20 protein-coding genes and 1 pseudogene are annotated in these 20,330 nt (G+C 59.2%); 12 read left to right on the top strand and 9 right to left on the bottom strand.

Annotated elements, in window-relative coordinates; genetic code table 11:
• Nucleotides 1–29: 29 nt before the first annotated feature.
• Nucleotides 30–890: a MurR/RpiR family transcriptional regulator gene (locus ACWHXD_RS23650; RefSeq protein ID WP_169856377.1), complete on the bottom strand. Its 861-nt coding sequence runs from the start codon at nt 888–890 to the stop codon at nt 30–32.
• Between the two features lie 220 nt (nt 891–1,110).
• Here ACWHXD_RS23650 and zwf point away from each other — a divergent pair, with 220 nt between their 5' ends.
• From zwf to ACWHXD_RS23635, 3 genes are read left to right on the top strand one after another with little or no spacing between them, the layout of a single operon-like run.
• The gene (gene zwf / locus ACWHXD_RS23645) at nt 1,111–2,577 is read left to right on the top strand and encodes a glucose-6-phosphate dehydrogenase (protein WP_032895575.1); all 1,467 of its coding nucleotides are present in this window, start codon (nt 1,111–1,113) and stop codon (nt 2,575–2,577) included.
• Nucleotides 2,564–3,277, top strand: coding sequence for a 6-phosphogluconolactonase (pgl, locus tag ACWHXD_RS23640; protein WP_032895576.1), 714 nt, complete (start codon nt 2,564–2,566; stop codon nt 3,275–3,277). Before zwf ends, pgl begins: the two co-directional genes overlap by 14 nt.
• Before the next feature lie 17 nt (nt 3,278–3,294).
• Nucleotides 3,295–3,960 carry a bifunctional 4-hydroxy-2-oxoglutarate aldolase/2-dehydro-3-deoxy-phosphogluconate aldolase gene (locus ACWHXD_RS23635; RefSeq protein ID WP_026067364.1) on the top strand — a complete coding sequence of 222 codons (666 nt, stop codon included), beginning with the start codon at nt 3,295–3,297 and terminating at the stop codon, nt 3,958–3,960.
• A gap of 198 nt (nt 3,961–4,158) precedes the next feature.
• Here the strand turns inward: ACWHXD_RS23635 and ACWHXD_RS23630 are convergent, their stop codons facing one another.
• On the bottom strand, nt 4,159–5,334 hold the full coding sequence (locus tag ACWHXD_RS23630; RefSeq protein ID WP_138763567.1) for an aminotransferase class V-fold PLP-dependent enzyme: 1,176 nt from the start codon (nt 5,332–5,334) through the stop codon (nt 4,159–4,161).
• Between the two features lie 11 nt (nt 5,335–5,345).
• Nucleotides 5,346–5,582: a DUF3820 family protein gene (locus tag ACWHXD_RS23625; RefSeq protein WP_008056784.1), complete on the bottom strand. Its 237-nt coding sequence runs from the start codon at nt 5,580–5,582 to the stop codon at nt 5,346–5,348.
• 204 nt (nt 5,583–5,786) lie between these two features.
• On the opposite strand from ACWHXD_RS23625, the gene ACWHXD_RS23620 reads away from it, so the two are divergent.
• Nucleotides 5,787–6,254 (top strand): ferritin-like domain-containing protein, encoded by a 468-nt coding sequence (locus tag ACWHXD_RS23620; protein ID WP_020303130.1) that lies wholly within the window; start codon nt 5,787–5,789, stop codon nt 6,252–6,254.
• A 148-nt stretch (nt 6,255–6,402) separates the two neighbouring features.
• Here ACWHXD_RS23620 and ACWHXD_RS23615 read toward each other — a convergent pair whose 3' ends face one another.
• A complete protein-coding gene (locus tag ACWHXD_RS23615) occupies nt 6,403–6,873 on the bottom strand; it encodes a MaoC family dehydratase (protein ID WP_003193747.1) in 471 nt (156 codons plus the stop codon).
• Nucleotides 6,874–6,929: 56 nt separating this feature from the next.
• Nucleotides 6,930–7,874 carry an alpha/beta hydrolase gene (locus tag ACWHXD_RS23610; protein ID WP_138763568.1) on the bottom strand — a complete coding sequence of 315 codons (945 nt, stop codon included), beginning with the start codon at nt 7,872–7,874 and terminating at the stop codon, nt 6,930–6,932.
• 219 nt (nt 7,875–8,093) lie between these two features.
• Here ACWHXD_RS23610 and fadD2 point away from each other — a divergent pair, with 219 nt between their 5' ends.
• Nucleotides 8,094–9,782, top strand: a complete 1,689-nt coding sequence (fadD2, locus tag ACWHXD_RS23605) for a long-chain-fatty-acid--CoA ligase FadD2 (RefSeq protein ID WP_138763569.1) — start codon at nt 8,094–8,096, stop codon at nt 9,780–9,782.
• A 777-nt stretch (nt 9,783–10,559) separates the two neighbouring features.
• The gene (gene fadD1, locus ACWHXD_RS23600; RefSeq protein WP_032895580.1) at nt 10,560–12,251 is read left to right on the top strand and encodes a long-chain-fatty-acid--CoA ligase FadD1; all 1,692 of its coding nucleotides are present in this window, start codon (nt 10,560–10,562) and stop codon (nt 12,249–12,251) included.
• 164 nt (nt 12,252–12,415) lie between these two features.
• Here fadD1 and ACWHXD_RS23595 read toward each other — a convergent pair whose 3' ends face one another.
• The gene (locus ACWHXD_RS23595; RefSeq protein WP_138763571.1) at nt 12,416–12,793 is read right to left on the bottom strand and encodes a hypothetical protein; all 378 of its coding nucleotides are present in this window, start codon (nt 12,791–12,793) and stop codon (nt 12,416–12,418) included.
• A 201-nt stretch (nt 12,794–12,994) separates the two neighbouring features.
• Between ACWHXD_RS23595 and ACWHXD_RS23590 the strand changes: the two genes are divergently transcribed.
• The 3 genes from ACWHXD_RS23590 to def all read left to right on the top strand — a co-directional run bounded on the left by ACWHXD_RS23590 (nt 12,995) and on the right by def (nt 14,850).
• Nucleotides 12,995–13,180, top strand: a complete 186-nt coding sequence (locus ACWHXD_RS23590; RefSeq protein WP_003193737.1) for a CsbD family protein — start codon at nt 12,995–12,997, stop codon at nt 13,178–13,180.
• A 180-nt stretch (nt 13,181–13,360) separates the two neighbouring features.
• Nucleotides 13,361–14,314 (top strand): YihY/virulence factor BrkB family protein, encoded by a 954-nt coding sequence (locus tag ACWHXD_RS23585; protein WP_032895581.1) that lies wholly within the window; start codon nt 13,361–13,363, stop codon nt 14,312–14,314.
• Nucleotides 14,311–14,850 (top strand): peptide deformylase, encoded by a 540-nt coding sequence (def, locus tag ACWHXD_RS23580; protein ID WP_003193731.1) that lies wholly within the window; start codon nt 14,311–14,313, stop codon nt 14,848–14,850. Before ACWHXD_RS23585 ends, def begins: the two co-directional genes overlap by 4 nt.
• Before the next feature lie 120 nt (nt 14,851–14,970).
• Here def and ACWHXD_RS23575 read toward each other — a convergent pair whose 3' ends face one another.
• The gene (locus tag ACWHXD_RS23575) at nt 14,971–15,387 is read right to left on the bottom strand and encodes a GNAT family N-acetyltransferase (protein WP_032895582.1); all 417 of its coding nucleotides are present in this window, start codon (nt 15,385–15,387) and stop codon (nt 14,971–14,973) included.
• A gap of 310 nt (nt 15,388–15,697) precedes the next feature.
• On the opposite strand from ACWHXD_RS23575, the gene ACWHXD_RS23570 reads away from it, so the two are divergent.
• The 3 genes and pseudogenes from ACWHXD_RS23570 (at nt 15,698) to ACWHXD_RS23560 (ending at nt 18,156) form a co-directional block, all read left to right on the top strand.
• Nucleotides 15,698–16,648, top strand: coding sequence for an aliphatic sulfonate ABC transporter substrate-binding protein (locus ACWHXD_RS23570; protein WP_499084739.1), 951 nt, complete (start codon nt 15,698–15,700; stop codon nt 16,646–16,648).
• 188 nt (nt 16,649–16,836) lie between these two features.
• Nucleotides 16,837–17,610, top strand: a pseudogene (locus tag ACWHXD_RS23565) (PAS domain-containing protein); the annotation flags it as partial.
• A gap of 120 nt (nt 17,611–17,730) precedes the next feature.
• Complete coding sequence (locus ACWHXD_RS23560) at nt 17,731–18,156, top strand: methyl-accepting chemotaxis protein (protein ID WP_371321886.1); 426 nt, start codon at nt 17,731–17,733, stop codon at nt 18,154–18,156.
• A 145-nt stretch (nt 18,157–18,301) separates the two neighbouring features.
• Here the strand turns inward: ACWHXD_RS23560 and ACWHXD_RS23555 are convergent, their stop codons facing one another.
• Both ACWHXD_RS23555 and ACWHXD_RS23550 read right to left on the bottom strand, forming a co-directional pair.
• Nucleotides 18,302–18,763, bottom strand: a complete 462-nt coding sequence (locus ACWHXD_RS23555; RefSeq protein WP_138763573.1) for a hypothetical protein — start codon at nt 18,761–18,763, stop codon at nt 18,302–18,304.
• A gap of 131 nt (nt 18,764–18,894) precedes the next feature.
• Nucleotides 18,895–20,310 (bottom strand): MFS transporter, encoded by a 1,416-nt coding sequence (locus ACWHXD_RS23550; RefSeq protein WP_138763574.1) that lies wholly within the window; start codon nt 20,308–20,310, stop codon nt 18,895–18,897.
• Nucleotides 20,311–20,330: the final 20 nt, after the last annotated feature.

Genomic DNA, 20,330 nt, shown 5'->3' with positions numbered 1-20,330 from the left:
CCGGAACGGCTGGCATAGAGCCCGACTATTTAGTTGAACTCATCCCCCACCGGATACCGGCTGTCATTCAAGCTCTCTTTGATCTTGCGCAAATGCGGCTGGAAATCCACCCCGCGGCGCAAGGTCATGCCGGTTGCCAGCACGTCCAGCACCGTCAATTGGATAATCCGAGAAGTCATCGGCATGTAGATATCGGTGTCTTCCGGCAACGGGATGTTCAGGCTCACCGTACTGGCCTTGGCCAGCGGCGAGTTCTCGGCGGTCACGCCCAACACTGATGCACCGTTTTCCCGAGCGATACGCGCCACTTCCACCAGCTCGCGGGTACGGCCGGTGTAGGAAATGATCACGAACAACTCACCGGTGTGCGCCACCGAGGCGATCATGCGTTGCATCAGCACGTCGGCGTGGGCGGTCACCGCCAGGTTGAAGCGGAAGAACTTGTGCAACGCATCCATGGCCACGGGGGCTGAAGCGCCGAGGCCAAAGAAGTGGATCTGCCGTGCCTGGATCAACAAGTCCACGGCCTTGCTGATCAGCGCCGGGTCCAGGGCCTGGCACGCACTGTCCAGGGAGGCAATGGCGCTGCCAAAGATCTTCTGGGTATAGGCCTCGGGGTTATCATCGGCCTCCACGGCGCGGCTGACATACGCGGCGCCACTGGCCAGGCTTTGCGCCAACTGCAATTTAAGTTCAGGGTAACCGCTGACACCGAACGAACGGCAGAAACGGTTGACCGTCGGTTCACTGACCGAGGCGGCCTGGGCGAGTGCGGCGATCGAGAAGCGTGTGGCCTGCTGCGGGTTGAGCAGGATCACTTCAGCGACTTTGCGCTCGGCCTTGTTCAATTCTTCGAGGCGGTTCCGGATCTGTTCCAGAAGATTTCGCACGCGGTCCATTCAGTCTTTCCTTCGGGCGACGATGCAAATAAAAAGGCGGTAACCAATCGATGAGTGGCTTTTCGCGGTGGCCTATCCTACTGAGGGTAGCTGAACACCACCACTCGCAATGCGTATTTCCGGAAAATGTTGTGGTTATTACTACATTTTTCCTTGAGTGATGCCTTGAAAAAAGGTATTTGTAGCTTAACTTGATAAAAGAACAAACATCATGCCTTCGATAACCGTGGAACCCTGCACCTTTGCCCTGTTTGGCGCCTTGGGTGATCTGGCGCTGCGCAAGTTATTTCCTGCCCTTTACCAACTCGATGGCGCCGGGTTGCTGCACGACGACACACGTATCCTGGCCCTGGCCCGTGAAGCCGGCTCCGAGCAGCAACACCTGGCCCATATCGAAAAAGAATTGCGTAAGTACGTCGGCAAGGAACTCGACGAAGCCGTGGCCCAGCGTTTCCTCGCGCGCCTGGCTTATGTGCATGTCGACTTCATGAAGGCCGACGACTACGTTGCCCTCGCCGAAAAGGTCGGCAGCGATCAACGCCTGATTGCCTACTTCGCCACCCCCGCGGCGGTGTACGGCGCGATCTGCGAAAACCTGTCCAAGGTCGGCCTGGCGGAAAATACCCGCGTAGTGCTGGAAAAACCCATCGGTTCGGACCTGGAGTCGTCGCGCAAGGTCAACGACGCCGTGGCGCAGTTTTTCCCGGAAAACCGCACCTACCGCATCGACCACTACCTGGGCAAAGAGACGGTGCAGAACCTGATCGCCCTGCGTTTCGCCAACAGCCTCTTCGAAACCCAGTGGAACCAGAACTACATTTCCCACGTGGAAATCACCGTGGCCGAGCAGGTTGGCATCGAAGGCCGTTGGGGCTATTTCGACAAGGCCGGCCAGCTGCGCGACATGATCCAGAACCACCTGTTGCAACTGCTTTGCCTGATTGCCATGGACCCGCCGGCCGACCTGTCCGCCGACAGCATCCGCGACGAGAAGGTCAAGGTGCTCAAGGCCCTGGCGCCGATCAGCCCCGAGGGCCTGACTACCCAAGTGGTGCGCGGCCAGTACATTGCCGGCTACAGCGCCGGTAAAGCCGTGCCGGGTTACCTGGAAGAAGACAACTCCAACACCCAGAGCGACACCGAGACGTTCGTTGCCCTGCGTGCCGATATCCGTAACTGGCGCTGGGCCGGCGTGCCGTTCTACCTGCGTACTGGCAAGCGCATGCCGCAAAAGCTGTCGCAGATTGTCATCCACTTCAAGGAACCGTCCCACTACATCTTCGCCCCCGAGCAGCGCCTGCAGATCAGCAACAAGCTGATCATCCGCCTGCAGCCGGACGAAGGTATTTCCTTGCGTGTGATGACCAAGGAGCAGGGCCTGGACAAAGGCATGCAACTGCGCAGCGGGCCACTGCAACTGAATTTTTCCGATACCTATCGCAGCGCACGCATCCCCGATGCCTACGAGCGATTGTTGCTGGAAGTGATGCGCGGCAATCAGAACCTGTTTGTTCGCAAAGATGAAATCGAAGCCGCGTGGAAGTGGTGTGACCAGTTGATCGCCGGGTGGAAAAAGTCCGGTGATGCGCCCAAGCCGTATGCGGCGGGGTCCTGGGGGCCGATGAGCTCCATTGCACTGATCACGCGGGATGGGAGGTCGTGGTATGGCGATATCTGAATTGAAACTGCCTCAGGGCGTCACTGCCCATGAGTACCGTACGCCTGCGCTGCTGGCCGATGGCCTGGCCAATGACGTGGCCGAGCAACTGCGCGGGGCCATCAGTGCCCGTGGCGAGGCGACGTTGGTGGTGTCCGGTGGCCGCAGCCCCGTGGCGTTTTTCCAGAACCTGGCCAAGCAGGGCCTGGACTGGTCCAAGGTCACCATCACCCTGGCCGATGAACGCTGGGTGCCGGTCGAACACGCCGACAGCAATGCTGGCCTGTTGAAGCAACACTTGCTGCAAGGCCCGGCGGCCAAGGCGAAGTTCTTGAGCCTGTACAGCCCTGCCGCCAACCTAGAAGACGCTGCCGAGCAGGCCGATCGCCTGCTGGGCGAGTTGCCAGCCATTGATGTGCTGGTGCTGGGCATGGGCGATGACGGCCACACCGCATCGCTGTTCCCCAACAGCCCCAACCTGAGTGAAGCGCTGAAGGCCGACGGTACCCGCCGTTGCTGGCCGATGCTGGCGCCCACTGTGCCGCACCAGCGCCTGACCATGAGTCGTGCGTTGCTGGCCACGGCCGACTACACCGTGCTGTCGATTTCCGGCAGTTCGAAATTGACGACCTTGAGCGCCGCCTTGGCCAGCGACGATGTTGCTGCCATGCCGATTCGCGCGTTTTTGCAACCTACTCTAGAGATTTACTGGTGCCCATGAGCCAAGGATCAGCCGCTATGAAAAGCCCTCAACCGACCGTGTCCATGGCGGATAAAGTTGCCTTGATCGACAGCCTCTGCGCCAAGGCGCGGATCCTGCCGGTGATCACCATCGCCCGCGAGCAGGACATCCTGCCGTTGGCCGACGCCCTGGCCGCTGGCGGTTTGACCGCGCTGGAAGTGACCCTGCGTTCCGAGTTCGGCCTTAAAGCCATTCAGGTCTTGCGCGAACAACGTCCTGAGTTGTGCACCGGTGCCGGTACCGTGCTTGATCGTCACATGCTCGAAGCGGCAGAAGTGGCAGGCTCGCAATTTATCGTCACCCCCGGCATCACCCGTGACTTGCTGGAAGCTTCGGTGCACAGCCCGATCCCGCTGCTGCCGGGCATCAGCAATGCCTCCGGCATCATGGAAGGCTACGGCCTGGGTTATCGCCGCTTCAAACTGTTCCCGGCTGAAGTCAGCGGTGGCGTTGCCGCCATCAAGGCGCTGGGCGGCCCGTTCGGCGAAGTCAAATTCTGCCCGACTGGCGGCGTTGGCCCGGCCAATATCAAGAGCTACATGGCGTTGAAAAACGTGATGTGCGTGGGCGGCAGTTGGATGCTGGATCCGGAGTGGGTGAAGAACGGCGACTGGGCGCGTATCCAGGAAGTCACTGCCCAGGCGCTGGCGCTGCTGGACTGATTTATAGAATCGTTGTTGCTGTGCTTAACGGCATTTTTGCGGCGCACTTGGTCGGTGTGCCGCTTTTTTTTGCCTGTAAAAACCTCAAACACATCGCCGTTCTGAAGGTGGGAGCTGGCTTGCCTGCGATAGCTATTTATCAGTTAGCCCATCTTTGGCTGATACACCGCTATCGCAGGCAAGCCAGCTCCCACAGTTTTAATCGGTGTTTAGTTGGGTGATTGCGTGGACCAGCGCATTGATGTCCGCCGCCGACGTCACCAGCCCCGGCGTCACCCGAATGCAGGTACCAAACGCCGCCCCCGTGCGCGTAGTGGTGAACAGGCCGTGCTCCTTGAGCAACCTGTCCACCATCATCTGCTGATCACGCCCGATGAACTTGAAGGCTGTGATCCCGCAGTACAGTCGCGGGTCATCCGAGGTCAGCACTTCAATCCCCGGCAGCGGCCGTACCTGGTTTACCCATAGGTTGCGCAGGTAATTGACGCGTGCGCCCTTGGCCGCAGCGCCACCCAACTGTCGATGCTCTTCAAACACCAGGGGCAAGGTCATCAGCGCCGGAAAGTTCGGCGTGCTGTAGGACGTACGCGCTCGCACATCGGTGGCTGGGTAGTGAGACTCGCCCATGTCCGGGTCGATATCCGCCAGGCGCTCGGGTGCGATGTACAAAAAGCCCAGGGTCAGCGGTGCACCGATCCATTTGTGCAGGTTGAAGCCTGCGAACTGAATGCCCAGGTCGGCCAGGTTGAATTCGACCTGGCCCAAGGCGTGAGCGCCGTCGAGGATCACGTCGATTGCGCGTTCGCGCGCGGCCTTGGCAATGGCCGCAACCGGCATGACCAGGCCGGTGCGATGGGTTACATGGGTCAAGGCCATGAGCTTCAGGCGCGGGTACTGTGCGAAGGCGTCGTGGTAAGTCTGCACCAGGCTGTCGAAAGTGGCCGGGTGGGTGTGGGCCACCTCTATCACTTCCACGCCGCGATTCGCTGCCAACCAGCGCATGGCGCCTTTGACCGTGTCGTACTCCAGATCGCTGACCAGCACCTGGTCGCCCGGTTGCAGGCGGTTGTAGTTGCGGATCAGCGACTGCAAGGCTTCGGTGGCGTTACGGGTGAAAGCGACCGACTCCGGGTCGACATCAATCAACCCGGCCAACTGGCGGCGTATCTTGTTGTTTTCACCCTGCTCAAAGCGCTGGCGCACATGCACCGCGTTGCTGCGGTTGATAAAGCTGATGTGCTCAAGGTATTGGGCCTGCACCGCGCGGCTCATGCGCCCGAAGTAGCCGTTTTCCAGGTTGATCGGGCCGGGCTCACACTCATAGCGCTGAGCGATGGCCTGCCAGTGCGCTTCGTTATCGGCATTCCTTGGCATGGTGAATCTCTTTAGTGGCGGGGGGCGGGTTTACCGTGTTTGGCGCGCAGCGGTTCGAGCAATTCGGACAGGCCGTTGTGGTCGATTTCCTGCATCAAGGCCAGCAAACCGCCCAGTTCCCCGTGGGGGAAACCTTCACGGGCGAACCAATTAAGGTAGGGCCCAGGCAGGTCGGCAATGATCCGGCCTTTGTATTTGCCGAAAGGCATTTGGCGGGTGATCAGCAGTTCGAGTTTTTCGGGATTCATGAGCGTCGCAGGGTTGAGGCCAGGCCTTCGAAAATACAGGCATTCTGCATGAAGGCCAAATGACAGATCATGCAAATAACCAAGATACAGATGGTTCAATAATTCGTAACTTGTTGAAATTAAACATAAAAATAATTTTTGAAAACCTGGCACGGGCGCTGCAATAACCAACGCAACCTTCTAACCCGTACAAGGAATTGAAAAATGACTGATATCAACAAAGAATCGATCTCCGTACTCAACGACCTGATCGAGACCAGCATCGACGGCCAAAAGGGTTTCAAGGAATGCGCTGAAGACATCAAGCATCCAGAACTCAAGGCCCTGTTTGCCAAGCGTGCCGTTGATTGCGGTACCGCTGCCGAAGAACTGAAAACTGCCGTGCGTGCCTTGGGTGGCGATCCTGAAGATTCCGGCAGCATGGCCGGCGCCCTGCACCGTGGCTGGGTCGACGTGAAGTCGATGGTCACTGGCAAGGACGAAGAGGCGGTATTGAACGAAGCCGAGCGCGGTGAAGACCACGCACTGAAGGCTTACAAGGAAGCGATCGAGAAGATCAACAAGCACAACCTGGTGGGCATTCGTGACTTGGTTGAGCGTCAGTACCACGGTGTACAGCGCAACCACGACCAGGTAAAAGCCCTGCGTAACCAGGCTCGCGCTCAGTCGTAAGCCCTGAGGTACGACCTACGCTTGACCTAGTGTGGGAGCGGGCTTGCTCGCGAAAGCGGTGGATCAGTCACTGTTGTATTGACTGACACACCGCATTCGCGAGCAAGCCCGCTCCCACATTTGTTTAATGCACAGGCTGGAATTCAGATCAGCCGATGCTGATCGGCGGCAATTCGGTCAGGGTCACGACTTGCTGCTTACGTGGCGCCAGAATCTCTGCCTCGCCATCTACCACCAACTCATCGCGCTGGTTGAACACCCGAGTGGCAATGCGCACGCGAAACTTCGGCAGTTTCTCGAGTATTTCCAAGCGCACGGTCAGGGTGTCGCCGATCTTCACCGGCTTCTGAAAGGTCATCTGCTGGCCGATGTAAATCGTGCCCGGCCCAGGCAGCTCGCAGGCCACCGCCGCGCTGATCAGTGCACCGCTGAACATGCCGTGGGCGATGCGCTCCTTGAACATGGTCGCCTTGGCGTATTCGGCGTCCAGGTGCACCGGGTTGTGGTCACCCGACATGGCGGCGAACAGCTGGATATCGCGCTCTTCGACGGTTTTGCTGAAGCTGGCAGTCTGGCCCACTTCAAGCGCTTCGTACGGGGTGTTGGTTACCTGGGTCATCTCAAGGTGCATCCTGTGGCTTAACGGTAATTAATCGGCTGATTTTAAAGCAAAAACTATTCGCAGCGGGCGGGCCTGCGCAACGCCAGCGCCTGGTCGAGCCAGGCCAGCAGGTCGGCGGTGACTTCATCCCGGTTGGTTTCGTTGAACACTTCATGGCGCGCCTGCGGGTAGAGCGTCAATTGTACGTGCTGGCAGCCAGCTTCACGCAGGGCGTGGGCCAGGTTCTTGAGACGCTTGCCTTCACTCACCGGATCACAATCGCCGCCCATCACCAGGATCGGCAGGCCAGGATCGATCTGCGCCAGGTTGGAGACTTTGCTGATTTGCTGCAAGCCGCCCAGCAGGTCGATCCACAGTTGATTGGTGCAACGAAAGCCACAGAGTGGGTCGTTGATGTACTTGTCCACTTCAACCGGGTCGCGGCTGAGCCAGTCAAAGGCGGTGCGATTGGGTTTGAAGGCTTTGTTGAATGAGCCGAACGACAGGAAGTCGATCAACGCACTGCGCCCTCGCAGGCCTTGGCGCGCTCGCTCGATGCGCGCAATGATTTGCGCTGCACGGTAGAGGGCCACCGGTTGGAAATTCGAGCCGCTGAGTATTGCGCCATGCAAGCTGGCGCTGTGATGCAGCAAGTACGCCTGGGAGATATAGCTGCCCATGCTGTGGCCCAGCAGGATGATCGGCAGCCCGGGATGCTGTTGGCCAATGTGCTGATTGAGGCTGGCCAGGTCGCCCACTACTTTGTTCCAGCCATCCGACTCAGCATACAGCCCAACGGTGCCGGCCTCTGCGGTACGGCCATGCCCACGCTGGTCCAGTGCATACACACCCAGGCCTGCCGCACACAATGCTTGCGCCAGGCGTGCATAGCGGCCGCCGTGCTCGGCCATGCCATGGGAGAGCATCACCACGGCTCTGGGCGGGATGTCGGGCATCCATTGATTGACGTACAGACGGGTGTGGTCGTTCGCGGTCAGCCAGAAGGTGCTGTGGTTCATGGCGGCTTCCTTTGCTCAGGGTGGTTGCATTGTATAGCTCATCCGCCGCTGGGCGGGGTATCTGCCTACGCCTTAGGTGCAAGATTCATACAATCAATGACACAGTTCAGCGTCTTGCCTGTTTGGCCATAGCTGCTAACTTCCCCAAAGCTCCGCTTCTTATTGCTGCACACCTGCATGGCAGCGGCCGGACACACTCAGGTATAGAGGACAAGAATAATGCAACCTGATTTCTGGAATGACAAACGCGCGGCGGGCGTCCCCAATGCCATCGACCTCAGCACCTACAAGTCGGTGATCGAGGTGTTCGAGCGTTCCTGCAAGACCTTTGCCGACCGTCCGGCATTCAGCAGCATGGGCATTACCCTCACCTACGCCGAGCTTGAACGCCAGAGTGCGGCGTTTGCCGGTTATCTGCAGCAGCACACCGACCTCAAGCCCGGCGAGCGCATCGCGGTGCAGCTGCCCAACGTGCTGCATTACCCGGTGGCGGTGTTCGGCGCACTGCGCGCCGGGCTGATCGTGGTCAACACCAACCCGCTGTATACCCCGCGCGAGATGCGCCACCAGTTCAAGGACGCCGGTGTGCGCGCGCTGGTCTATCTCAACCTGTTCGGTTCGCGGGTGCAGGAGGTGTGCACCGATACCGAGATCGACTACCTGATCGAAGCCAGGATGGGCGATTTCATGCCTGCCGCCAAAGGCTGGCTGGTCAACACCGTGGTCGACAAAGTCAAGAAGATGGTTCCGGCCTACCACCTGCCGCGGGCAGTGTCGTTCAAGCGCGCCTTGCGCATGGGCGCGGGCCTTGGGGTGACGCGTCATCCGGTGACCCTGGACGACGTCGCCGTGCTGCAATACACCGGCGGCACCACCGGCCTGGCCAAAGGCGCGATGCTCACCCACGGCAACCTGGTGGCGAATATGCAGCAGGTGCGGGCGTGCATGTCGCAACTGGGCGACGACGGCCATCCGCTGATCAAGGAAGGGCAGGAGGTGATGATTGCACCGCTGCCGCTGTACCACATCTATGCATTCACGGCCAATTGCATGTGCATGATGGTCTCCGGCAACCACAACGTGCTGATCACCAACCCACGGGACATCGGCGGGTTTATCAAGGAACTCAAGCAGTGGCAGTTCTCCGGCCTGTTGGGGCTGAACACACTGTTTGTGGCGCTGATGGACCACCCGGATTTCAAGACCCTGGATTTCTCCCACCTGAAAATCACCAACTCCGGCGGCACTGCCCTGGTCAAGGCCACGGCGGAACGCTGGAAGGCATTGACCGGCTGCGCCATCGGCGAAGGCTATGGCCTTACCGAAACCTCGCCAGTGGCCAGTACCAACCCCTACGGCGGCCTGTCGCGCCTGGGTACCGTGGGCATCCCGGTGCCGGGTACGGCGATGAAAGTCGTGGATGACCTGGGGCAAGAACTGCCGTTGGGCGAGCGTGGCGAGTTGTGCATCCAGGGCCCGCAAGTGATGAAGGGCTACTGGCAGCAACCGGCCGCCACCGCCGAAACCCTGGACGCCGATGACTGGTTGAAGACCGGTGACATTGCGGTGATCGACACCGATGGCTACATCAGCATTGTGGATCGCAAGAAGGATCTGATCATCGTCTCGGGTTTCAACGTGTACCCCAACGAAATCGAAGACGTGATCATGGCCCACCCGGCCGTGGCCAACTGCGCCGTGATCGGCGTGCCGGACGAGCGCACAGGGGAGGCGGTGAAGCTGTTCGTGGTGGCACGGGCCCAGGGGGTGAGCCTTGAGGAACTGAAGGCGTACTGCAAGGCCAACTTCACCGGGTACAAGGTGCCCAAGCATATTGTGTTGAGGGAGTCGTTGCCGATGACACCGGTGGGGAAAATTCTGCGCCGGGAGCTGCGCGACATCGCTTGAATTGAAACCGGGTGCAAAAAATGTGGGAGCTGGCTTGCCTGCGAAGGCGGCCTAACAGTCAACACAGTTGGACCGGGTACATATCCGTTATTTAGGTAACGGCCACTTAGGGTTCCGCCCTGACGGCGGGTCACTTTGGAAAAGCCCCAAAGTAACCAAAGGGCTCTTGCCCCACCACTCGGCACCTCGCCTGGGCTCGGTGTGCCCGTAATCCGCCAGTGATTTGGGGGGCCGCCGCCACGCGCCATCCATGGCGCGGGGCGGCTAAACCGGCATCCCTGCCGGTTTACCCCCCAAATCACTGTCGAATTCCGGCCAGCGTGGTTTGACGGGGCGCCTAAGATCACAAGCAGATCAAGATCAAGAGCGGCTCGCTTCGCATCGTGGTTACCGTTGGCTGCTCCAGCCTACAAAGTTATGTAGATACCTATGCTGCGATACCAGTGTTTCAGTCACGTGTTGAATTGACTGAGCCACCGCTATCGCAGGCAAGCCAGCTCCCACATTGTCATTCTGCACCCTTGAGAGCTTGTTCTAGAGCCATTTCTGGCGTTATAGAATTTTTGCTCTAAAAGTGACCATTGGATATTCTTGAGTCATGTTTATGACTGTAGGGCCCTCTTTTGGCTCTAGGCGGCCCTTGGCAAAGCTGCTACTCTCGGCGCGCTTTGTGACTTCTAGGCCTGCTTGAAAGCGCCAGACTCACCTAAAAACATACACCAATAATAATCGCATCAAATGCGATGATGAATTCGCGTCGCTGAGGAGTGGGCTTCCATGAATGAAGACTTTTGGAAGGATAAGTACCCCGCCGGGATTGCTGCACAGATCAATCCAGACGAGTATCCGAATATTCAGGCGGTACTGAAGCAGTCCTGCCAGCGCTTCGCTAACAAACCGGCTTTCAGCAACCTGGGCAAGACCATCACCTACGGTGAACTGTACGAATTGTCCGGCGCATTCGCCGCCTATCTGCAACAGCATACCGACTTGAAGCCTGGCGATCGAATCGCCGTGCAACTGCCCAACGTTCTGCAATACCCGGTCGCTGTATTTGGCGCTATCCGCGCCGGCCTGATCGTCGTCAACACCAACCCGCTGTACACCGCGCGGGAAATGGAACACCAATTCAATGATTCGGGGGCCAAGGCCCTGGTTTGCCTGGCCAACATGGCGCACCTGGCTGAAAAAGTCGTGCCCAAGACCGCCGTCAAGCATGTGATCGTCACCGAAGTTGCCGACCTGCTCTCGCCGTTCAAGCGCGTGCTGATCAACAGCGTGATCAAGTACGTGAAGAAAATGGTCCCGGCCTATCACTTGCCTCAGGCCATCAAGTTCAACGACGTACTCGCCAAGGGCCATGGCCAGCCGGTCAACGATGCCAGCCCGGCCAGCGGCGATGTGGCCGTGTTGCAATACACCGGCGGTACCACCGGCGTGGCCAAGGGCGCGATGCTGACCCACCGCAACCTCGTCGCCAACATGCTGCAATGCAAGGCGCTGATGGGCTCCAACCTCAACGAAGGCTGCGAGATCCTGATCACGCCGCTGCCGCTGTACCACATCTATGCCTTCACCTTTCATTGCATGGCGATGATGCTGATCGGCAACCACAACATCCTGATCAGCAACCCGCGCGACCTGCCGGCGATGGTCAAGGAACTGTCGAAGTGGAAGTTCAGCGGCTTCGTCGGCCTCAACACCCTGTTCGTGGCACTGTGCAACAACGAAGGTTTCCGCAAGCTGGACTTCTCTGCGCTGAAGGTCACCCTGTCGGGCGGCATGGCGTTGCAACTGGCTGCGGCGGAGCGTTGGAAGGCGGTGACCGGCTGCGCGATCTGCGAAGGTTACGGCATGACCGAAACCAGCCCGGTGGCCACGGTCAACCCGATCCAGCACATCCAGATCGGCACCATTGGCATTCCGGTGCCTTCCACCGCGTGTAAAGTCATCGCCGACGACGGCACCGAGCTTGCACTGGGTGAAACCGGCGAGCTGTGTGTGAAAGGTCCGCAAGTGATGAAGGGCTACTGGCAGCGCCAGGACGCCACCGACGAGATGCTCGACAGCGAGGGCTGGCTGAAGACCGGCGACATCGCGATCATCCAGCCAGACGGCTACATGCGTATCGTCGACCGCAAGAAGGACATGATTCTGGTCTCCGGTTTCAACGTCTACCCCAACGAGCTGGAAGACGTGCTCGCGGGCCTGCCGGGCGTGCTGCAGTGTGCGGCCATCGGCGTGCCGGATGAAAAATCCGGTGAGCACATCAAGCTGTTCATCGTGGTCAAGCCAGGGGCTACGCTCACCAAGGACCAGGTGATGGAACACATGCGCGCCAACGTCACCGGCTACAAGGTGCCCAAGGCCGTGGAGTTCCGTGATGCGTTGCCGACCACCAACGTGGGCAAGATCTTGCGGCGTGAATTGCGTGATGAAGAGCTTAAGAAGCTAGGCCTCAAAAAGTAACCCATAAAAAACCCCGCTGATGCGGGGTTTTTTATGTAGGAGCGAGCTTGCTCGCGAAAAACGTCAACGGTAACGCGTGCTTGCTGGATAAACGCGGTGCCTGTGAGTTTTTCGCGAGCAAGCTCGCTCCTACAAAGAGCCTGTCAGGGCAGCCCGCACGGTTTTTACAGGGCGAACTGCGCGAAGCTCACACCCGCACCGGCGGGGCGAACATCTTTCAAGAACGAGTCCTTATCCGCGCTTAGCTCCAGGGTAATCTCCGGCTTGCGCTTGCCCGCATTGCGCACCACCAGCCCTTCGAGTTTTTCACGCAGGAACACGGTCGGCACCTTCAGGTGCAGCAACTGGTCGGTGTCGGCGTTGTGCATCAACAGGTGGATCCACTCGTACTGGCCCAAGGCAATGCGCCCCACCGGCAGGTCGAACCACCAGATGTTGCGTTTGCGGTCCAGGTCGGTGAAGTGGCAGTTGTTGACGCCGAGTACGGCACCGCCCAGTTCCTGGTTTCTGCGGGCAATGGCCTGTGCTTTATTGAGTTTCATAACCTTCCTACGGGATCTGTTATTCAGCGTTGCAGCCTGAATGTGCCGGGCATTCTCATGGGTTGGCTGCAAAACATAAAGCCCAACCTGCCGCTTTCGATGAAATGCTTGCGCAAAAATAATTGAAACTCCGGCGCTGCGCTTCAGGTCAACCGCTACGTAGTGACCAAAAACCATTTGATTGTTATCAGGAGTAATACCATGAGCAGCACTTCCGATAAGGTAAAGGGCTTGGCGAACGAAGCTGTGGGTAACATCAAGCAAGGCGTCGGTAAAGTCACAGACAACGACAAACTGCGTGCTGAAGGCGTGATCCAAGAGAAAAAAGGCGAAGCGCAGCAGGCAGTGGGCAAGACCAAGGACGCAGTGAAAAAAGCCACTGAGTAACACGTCCTGGCGGGCAGCCCCCAGCAGCCCGACGGCCATCCACGGATGGCCGTTTTTGTATCCGGTGGTGCAACTAAACTTTCGAAATTGTTTCAAAGTCGCCAAATGGGCTACTTTGATGTAGAAAACGGCCCCTGAGTCGCCCACGAACTCAACCTCTTTGCGGCGAAAGGAGACGCTATGCTTTTTCCGGTACTCGATGGTCTCAAGCTGCACAAGGTGCTGGTACGCACCATCAAGGAATTCGTCGATGACGAGATGCCTACCTACGCCTCGGCACTGGCCTACCAGATGCTGTTCTCGTTGTTTCCGTTCCTGCTGTTCCTCATTGCCCTGATCGGCTTCCTGCACCTGCCGGACTTCTTCAGTTGGCTGCGCCTGCAATCGGAGCTGGTGTTGCCTCCCCAGGCGCTGGAACAGGTCAACCCGGTGATCGACCAGTTGCAGCAGTCCAAGGGTGGCTTGCTCTCGGTGGGTATCGTCATCGCGCTGTGGACGGCCTCTGCGGGCGTGCGCCTGATGATGAGCGCCATGAACGCCGCCTACGACGTGGTTGAAGGGCGGCCGATCTGGAAGCGTTTTCCGCTGTCGATCTTCTACACCGTGGGCATCGCCGGCATGCTGCTGGCCGCCGCCGCGCTGATGGTGTTGGGCCCGCAAGTGATGGAGTGGCTGGCCGGGCAGATCGGCATGCAGGAATTCGTGGTCACGCTGTGGACCATCCTGCGCTGGCCGCTGATTGTGATCTTGTTGATGTTCGCCGTGGCCCTCATGTACTACGTGATGCCGGACGTGGAGCAGGAATTTCGCTTTATCACCCCAGGCTCCGTCTTGGCCGTGGTGGTATGGATCGTCGCCTCCCTGGGCTTTGGCTACTACGTCAAAACCTTCGCGGACTACAACGCCATGTATGGCAGCATCGGCGCGATCATTGTCTTGCTCCTGTATTTCTACATCTCTGCCGCCGTACTGTTGCTGGGCGCAGAGATGAACGCCGTGATCGAACACATGTCTGCCGAGGGCAAGGACCCTGGTGAGAAGGAAATAGGCGAGCCGGGCCACACCGATGAAAAACAACACGTCTCTGGCCTAGGCCGGGACCACTCCAAGCCCATGACCGAGCCTGAGCAATGATCCGTGAAATCCTGAAAATGGGCGACGAGCGCCTGCTGCGTATCGCCCCGCCGGTGCCGCCGGAAATGTTCGACAGCCCTGAGTTGTGGCAACTGATCGACGATATGTTCCAGACCATGGAGCACGTGGGCGGCGTTGGCCTGGCCGCGCCGCAGATTGGCGTGGACCTGCAACTGGTGATCTTCGGTTTCGAAGCCAGCGAACGCTACCCGGACGCGCCACCGGTGCCGCAGACCATCCTGATCAACCCGCTGATCACACCGCTCAGCCCGGTGCTGGAAGAGGGCTATGAAGGTTGCCTGTCGGTGCCCGGCCTGCGCGGCGCCGTGAACCGTTACCAGCAGATCCGCTACGAAGGGTTCGACCCCAAAGGCGAGCCGATCGTACGCTTTGCCGACGGCTTCCATGCGCGGGTGGTGCAGCATGAGTGCGACCATTTGATCGGCCGGCTGTACCCGTCGCGCATCACCGACTTCAGCAAATTCGGATTTATTGAAGTGATGTTCCCGGAGCTGGACCCAACGGCCGACGAATAACTCTGGCCATAACGCCGATCAACAAGGTGGGAGCGGGCTTGCTCGCGAATGCGCAGTGTCAGTCACTGAAGATGTCGACTGGCCCACCGCCTTCGCGAGCAAGCCCGCTCCCACATGGGATCAGCGTTTATTCAGGACTGGGTTGAGCCCCATCGCAATCATCGGCTTATTGCGCTTGTAGCGCACCAGCCGTTCACTCAACGATTGCGGCAAAACCGTGTCCTGGCTGAACCCCATCCCCTGATACAACCCTTCCAGGTCCGGATGGCACAGCAACCAAACCGTCCCCTCAGAACTCGCCACGGCCTCGCCGATCAATCGAGCCGCCAGCCCCTGGCCACGATGAGTCGGCGCCACAAACACCCCCGTGAGCCACTGCCCACCCACCACCGGGCTCAGGCACAAACCGGCCACAATCTCGCTGTCGCGCGCCACCCACAATTGCCCGTCCTTGAGTGCCTTCATCGACGAGTCATGGCTGCGGTAAAACTTATTCAGTAAGGGCCATAGCGGCGGCGCCAGCCGTTCGATGTGCATGTCAAAACCACTCAGAGGGCGAGGCGCGCATTGTAGCCTCTGCGGGACTTGCATATGGTTATATAAAAATACGCTTTAAGTATTATTAAAGCATAAGCCGCCTTGTTAGGATCGCTTCACCGGAACACCGGACATACCCCGCAACCTATTAAGAAGGAGCCACTATGTCCGGCGCCGCTTGCACCGCCCCCTCAACTCCCGTGCTCACGCCGAAGACATCGCCTGTTACCGGCCCTGAAATCCATGCACCTCCCGCCCTGGCTGTGCCCACTCTGAACCTGTTGTGAATCGAACCACCAAGAGGCAACTTATGAAAGCAATCAAACACCTGCTGGGCGGCGCGCTGCTGGCATTGGCGGTATTGGCACAGCCCAGCTTGGCGGCCGAACCTTCGACACTGCGCATCGGCTACCAGAAAAGCTCGGTCAGCATGGTGCTCGCCCGTGAGCACAAGCTTTTTGAAGCAGCGCTGCCCGGCACCCAGGTGCAGTGGACCGAATTTCTCGGCGGCCCGCCGCTGATCGAAGCGCTCAACGCCGGCAGCCTGGACATCGGCAACATTGGCGATATCCCGCCGATCTTCGCCCAGGCGGCCGGGATCGACTTGCAATACTTCGCCGTCGAGCCTAACGAGGGCAAGACCGAAGCGGTGCTGGTGCCCAAGGCCAGTACCGTGCAGATCGTGGCCGAACTCAAGGGCAAACGCGTGGCGTTGCTCAAAGGCTCCAGTGCACACAACTTGTTCCTCAAGAGCCTGCTGCGCGCCGGGTTGCAGTGGAAGGATGTGAACGTGGTGTACCTGTCGCCTTCCGACGGCCGTGCCGCATTCGAACAAGGCAAGGTGGACGCTTGGGTGGTGTGGGACCCGTACTACTCGGCCGCCGTGATCGACGGCTCGGCACGCGTGCTGGGGGATGGGCAAGGGTTGAACCCTGCGGGCAGTTTCTTTGTGGTCAACCACCCGTTTGCCAAGCAGCACCCCGAGGCCATCGCCACGATTATCCAGACACTAGGCAAGGCCCAGCGCCTGTCGCTGGATCAGCCCGACACGAGCATCGCGCTGATGGCCGGCACTTTGGGGCTGCAACCGGCGGTGGTCAAAAGCTACTTTGAACATCGCTCCCCTGAACCGATCCGCCCCTTGGAGGCCATCGACATTGCCAACCAGCAACGCACCGCCGACCTGTTTTTTGCCAACGGCCTGATTCCGAAAAAAGTCGATGTGCAGCAGGCTGTCTTTAAGCCCCTTGGTCATCCCTGAGCAGCAATGCTGGCGGATTAGTGGCCTTGCAGAGTGCCAAGGCCTGTCTATGCTCACCCAGAACCGTTAACGACGCTTGGCCGATAAAGCGTTTCCAATGGTTATTTCCCCATGCAGGTGTACCAGAAATATCCAACGTATGAATGGAATGCGCCCTCCAGGCGCCGGGAATCTAGGGTGATCTGACCATGTTCAACCGCCAGCACAAATCCGACCTGCAAGAAATCCAGCGTTTTTCCTGTGCCCTCACCGAAGCCAACGCCAAGCTTGCCGCCATCAGCCGCTCCATGGCGATGATCGAGTTCGACCGCACGGGAGTGATCCTGAATGCCAACGAACGTTTTTGCCAAACCATGGGCTACGGCGTCGAGGAGATCCGTGGCAAACATCACCGTCTGTTTTGCGAGGAGGCGTATACCCACACCGATGCCTACCACCAGTTGTGGCGCGACCTGGCGCGAGGCGAGGCGCTCAGCGGCACCTTCATGCGCCTTAACAAGCGCGGTGAGCAAGTGTGGCTGGAAGCCAGCTACTTGCCAGTGCTGGACAGCGACCATCAGGTACGCAGTGTGATCAAGGTGGCGGCGGATATTTCCGCACGGGTCCATCACGAACACGAAAACCAAAGTCTGATCGACGCCATCAGTCGTTCCATGGCGGTGATCGAATTCACGCCACAGGGCCAGATCCTCAATGCCAACGACAACTTCCTGCGCACGGTGCAGTACACGCGCGAAGAAATCATCGGCCAGCATCACAGCATGTTTTGCCACCGCAGCGAAGTGGAGTCCCCGGCGTATAAGGCGTTTTGGGCTTCACTCAATCGCGGTGAGTTTCACTCCCACCGCTTCGAACGTAAAAACAAATACGGCAAGACCCTGTTTCTGGAAGCCTCTTACAACCCCATCTTCGATACGCATGGGCGCTTGTACAAAGTGGTGAAGTTCGCCAGCGATATCACCGAGCAAGTCAGCACCCTGCGCACGGCCGCCGACTCGGCCCACGCCACTTCGGTACAGAACGATGCCTGCGCCCGCAAGGGCTCGCAGGTGGTGCAGCAAACGGTGCAGATCATTGAAGCCATGTCCCACGACCTTAACCAGGCGGCGCAGAGCATTGATGCGGTGAGCAAGCAGTCGGACATCATCGGTGCCATCGTGCAAACCATCCGCAGCATTGCCGAACAAACCAACATGCTGGCCCTGAATGCGGCAATTGAAGCCGCGCGCGCGGGCGAGCACGGGCGTGGGTTTGCGGTGGTGGCCGATGAAGTGCGCAGCCTCGCCGCACGCACCAGCCAGGCCACCGTTGAGATCGTGGACGTGGTACGCAAGAACCACGACCTGTCGCTGAGCGCAGTGTCGAGCATGCAGTCGAGTTTGAGCCGCACGGGCCTGGGCGTGGAGTTGGCGAACGAGGCGGGGCAGGTGATCCTCGAGATCCAGGAAGGGTCACGGCATGTGGTGGATGCGATCAGTCAGTTCAATTCGACGTTGCAATTGCAATAACTGAACACTGAGCTGATCCCATGTAAAAAAGGTCCAAGTGTGGGAGCGGGCTTGCTCGCGAATGCGGTGCTTCAGCCAACTTATCAGTGACTGGCACTCTGCTTTCGCGAGCAAGCCCGCTCCCACAGTTGCTCTGCTGTGTGGCTCAGATCGCGGCCAAGGTTTCTTTCAGTGTCTGGGCTGGCGAAGCAGTGGCCTTCGCCGCTACCTGCTGCTGTTGCTGCTCCTTCAAGCGCTCGGCCACTTGTTTGGCGATGGCGTCTTGTTTTTCCTGGGGCATTGCCTGCACTTGTTCTTCGGTCAGCCCTTGTTCCCTGAGCAACTGTTCACGAATACGTTCGGCTGGGGATTTGCTCATGTATTCGGTGAACTCGGCACGCGCCCCGTTAGTCGTGGCCTGTAACTGCACGCGGGTCTTGGCGAAGGCTTCGTCGATGCGATCGCTGGCCTTGTCCAATTCCCTCTGCGCGGCCGGCACTGTAACGCTGTGTTGCGCAGCCTGCAAAGCGCCGCTGTACAGCGCACTGGCGGCGGCGTTGGCGGGGTCCATGTCGGGTCGCGTGATCTGTTGCACGTTTGACGCCGCTTGAGAGTTGTTAACCAGCATGATCGGTCACCTATGAAAACAGACGTGCGACAGCTGGAGCAAATACTGTGCCGGGTGCCGGACCCCAGTGTTTACTGGGGCGGGAGTCGTCGGCGCGGCAAGCCTTCTCCTTATGCGGCCAACCGTTGCCGTCAGTGAGCGATGTTCTCCAGCGCCAGGTTGCGCGTGCGTGGCCCGAACCAACTGATGGTAATCATCACGATCAACATGCTGCTGGCGATAAACGCCAACACACCCGGCGTGCCCAGGTGTTCGAGGATAAAACCGATCAACAAACTGCTGAACACCGTGGATAAACGGCTGAACGAATAACAGAACCCCACCGCCCGTGCACGGATATTGGTGGGGAATAATTCGCTCTGGTAGGAGTGATAACTGAAGCTCAGCCAGGCGTTGCAGAAGGTGATCATCACCCCGCAGAAAATCAGCCCTAACGCCGTGGTTTGCAGGGCAAACAGGCTGCCGAAGATCACTGCCCCCATGGCCGAGCCGACAATCTGCCATTTGTTTTCAAAGCGGTTGGCCACCTTGACGAACAACAGCGGGCCCAGCGGGTAGGCGAGGGTGATGATGAAGGCATAGAGCAGGCTGTGGGTCACGCTGACACCCTGGCCCGAGAGCAAGGCCGGCAGCCAGTTGCCAAAGCCGAAGAAGCCGATGGCCTGGAATACATGAAACACGATCAGCATCAAGGCGCGGCGACGGTAGGGCGGCTGCCAGATATCGGCGAAACGGCCACTGCCTTGCACGCTGATCGCTTCGGGCTCCGGCTCGTCCAGCGGCTTGCCGTGATCCTTTTGGCAGCGTGCCTCCAGGTTGTTCAAGATCGTGTCGGCCTCTTCGAAGCGGCCCTGTTGTGCAAGCCAGCGCGGTGACTCCGGCAGGCGCTTGCGCAGTTGCCAGATAAACAGCGCAAACGCCGCACTTGAGAGCACCACCCAGCGCCAGCCCGCGATACCGAACGGCGCCTGTGGCACCAGCCACCACGACATCAAGGCCACGGCCGGCACCGACAGAAACTGGATAGAAAATGCAAAGGCAAATGCCGAACTGCGCATGCGCTTGGGCACCAGTTCCGAGAGGTAGGCATCGATGGTCACCAGTTCGATACCCAGGCCAATGCCCACCAGAAAGCGCATGCAAATGATGCCCACGGCCGAGGTTTGAATGCCCATCAACACGGTGGCCACCGTGTACCAGACCAACGCAAAGGTGAAGATCGCGCGGCGCCCGAAGCGGTCGGCGATGGGGCTGAGCAGGCTGGCCCCAAGGAACAGGCCCAGGAATGTGGCCGAGGCGAACGCGGCCTGGTCCGAGAAGCCGAACACACCTTCGCTGCCGGTATGAAAAATCCCGTCGCTGATCAGGCCAGGGCTGATATAGGCGGTTTGGAACAGGTCATACAGCTCGAAAAAGCCGCCGATGGAGAGCAATGCCACCAAGCGCCAAATAGTGGCGACGGCGGGCAGGCGGTCGATGCGGGCGCTGATGTGGGCGGCACGGTGGGGGGCGAGGGTGTCTGTGGCGGAGGCGGGGAGTGTGGACATGAGTAAATTCCATAGGCAGT

The sequence above is a fragment of the Pseudomonas fjordensis genome (assembly GCF_976987115.1).
This window is presented reverse-complemented; position numbering and strand designations above follow the sequence as displayed.

Bases quoted from the DNA above. Each gene is read 5' to 3' on its own strand.
- zwf (WP_032895575.1), top strand. From the start codon at position 1,111: ATGCCTTCGATAACCGTGGAACCCTGCACCTTTGCCCTGTTTGGCGCC.
- pgl (WP_032895576.1), top strand. From the start codon at position 2,564: ATGGCGATATCTGAATTGAAACTGCCTCAGGGCGTCACTGCCCATGAG.
- ACWHXD_RS23635 (WP_026067364.1), top strand. From the start codon at position 3,295: ATGAAAAGCCCTCAACCGACCGTGTCCATGGCGGATAAAGTTGCCTTG.
- ACWHXD_RS23630 (WP_138763567.1), bottom strand. From the start codon at position 5,334: ATGCCAAGGAATGCCGATAACGAAGCGCACTGGCAGGCCATCGCTCAG.
- ACWHXD_RS23625 (WP_008056784.1), bottom strand. From the start codon at position 5,582: ATGAATCCCGAAAAACTCGAACTGCTGATCACCCGCCAAATGCCTTTC.
- ACWHXD_RS23620 (WP_020303130.1), top strand. From the start codon at position 5,787: ATGACTGATATCAACAAAGAATCGATCTCCGTACTCAACGACCTGATC.
- ACWHXD_RS23615 (WP_003193747.1), bottom strand. From the start codon at position 6,873: ATGACCCAGGTAACCAACACCCCGTACGAAGCGCTTGAAGTGGGCCAG.
- ACWHXD_RS23610 (WP_138763568.1), bottom strand. From the start codon at position 7,874: ATGAACCACAGCACCTTCTGGCTGACCGCGAACGACCACACCCGTCTG.
- fadD2 (WP_138763569.1), top strand. From the start codon at position 8,094: ATGCAACCTGATTTCTGGAATGACAAACGCGCGGCGGGCGTCCCCAAT.
- fadD1 (WP_032895580.1), top strand. From the start codon at position 10,560: ATGAATGAAGACTTTTGGAAGGATAAGTACCCCGCCGGGATTGCTGCA.
- ACWHXD_RS23595 (WP_138763571.1), bottom strand. From the start codon at position 12,793: ATGAAACTCAATAAAGCACAGGCCATTGCCCGCAGAAACCAGGAACTG.
- ACWHXD_RS23590 (WP_003193737.1), top strand. From the start codon at position 12,995: ATGAGCAGCACTTCCGATAAGGTAAAGGGCTTGGCGAACGAAGCTGTG.
- ACWHXD_RS23585 (WP_032895581.1), top strand. From the start codon at position 13,361: ATGCTTTTTCCGGTACTCGATGGTCTCAAGCTGCACAAGGTGCTGGTA.
- def (WP_003193731.1), top strand. From the start codon at position 14,311: ATGATCCGTGAAATCCTGAAAATGGGCGACGAGCGCCTGCTGCGTATC.
- ACWHXD_RS23575 (WP_032895582.1), bottom strand. From the start codon at position 15,387: ATGCACATCGAACGGCTGGCGCCGCCGCTATGGCCCTTACTGAATAAG.
- ACWHXD_RS23570 (WP_499084739.1), top strand. From the start codon at position 15,698: ATGAAAGCAATCAAACACCTGCTGGGCGGCGCGCTGCTGGCATTGGCG.
- ACWHXD_RS23560 (WP_371321886.1), top strand. From the start codon at position 17,731: ATGTCCCACGACCTTAACCAGGCGGCGCAGAGCATTGATGCGGTGAGC.
- ACWHXD_RS23555 (WP_138763573.1), bottom strand. From the start codon at position 18,763: ATGCTGGTTAACAACTCTCAAGCGGCGTCAAACGTGCAACAGATCACG.
- ACWHXD_RS23550 (WP_138763574.1), bottom strand. From the start codon at position 20,310: ATGTCCACACTCCCCGCCTCCGCCACAGACACCCTCGCCCCCCACCGT.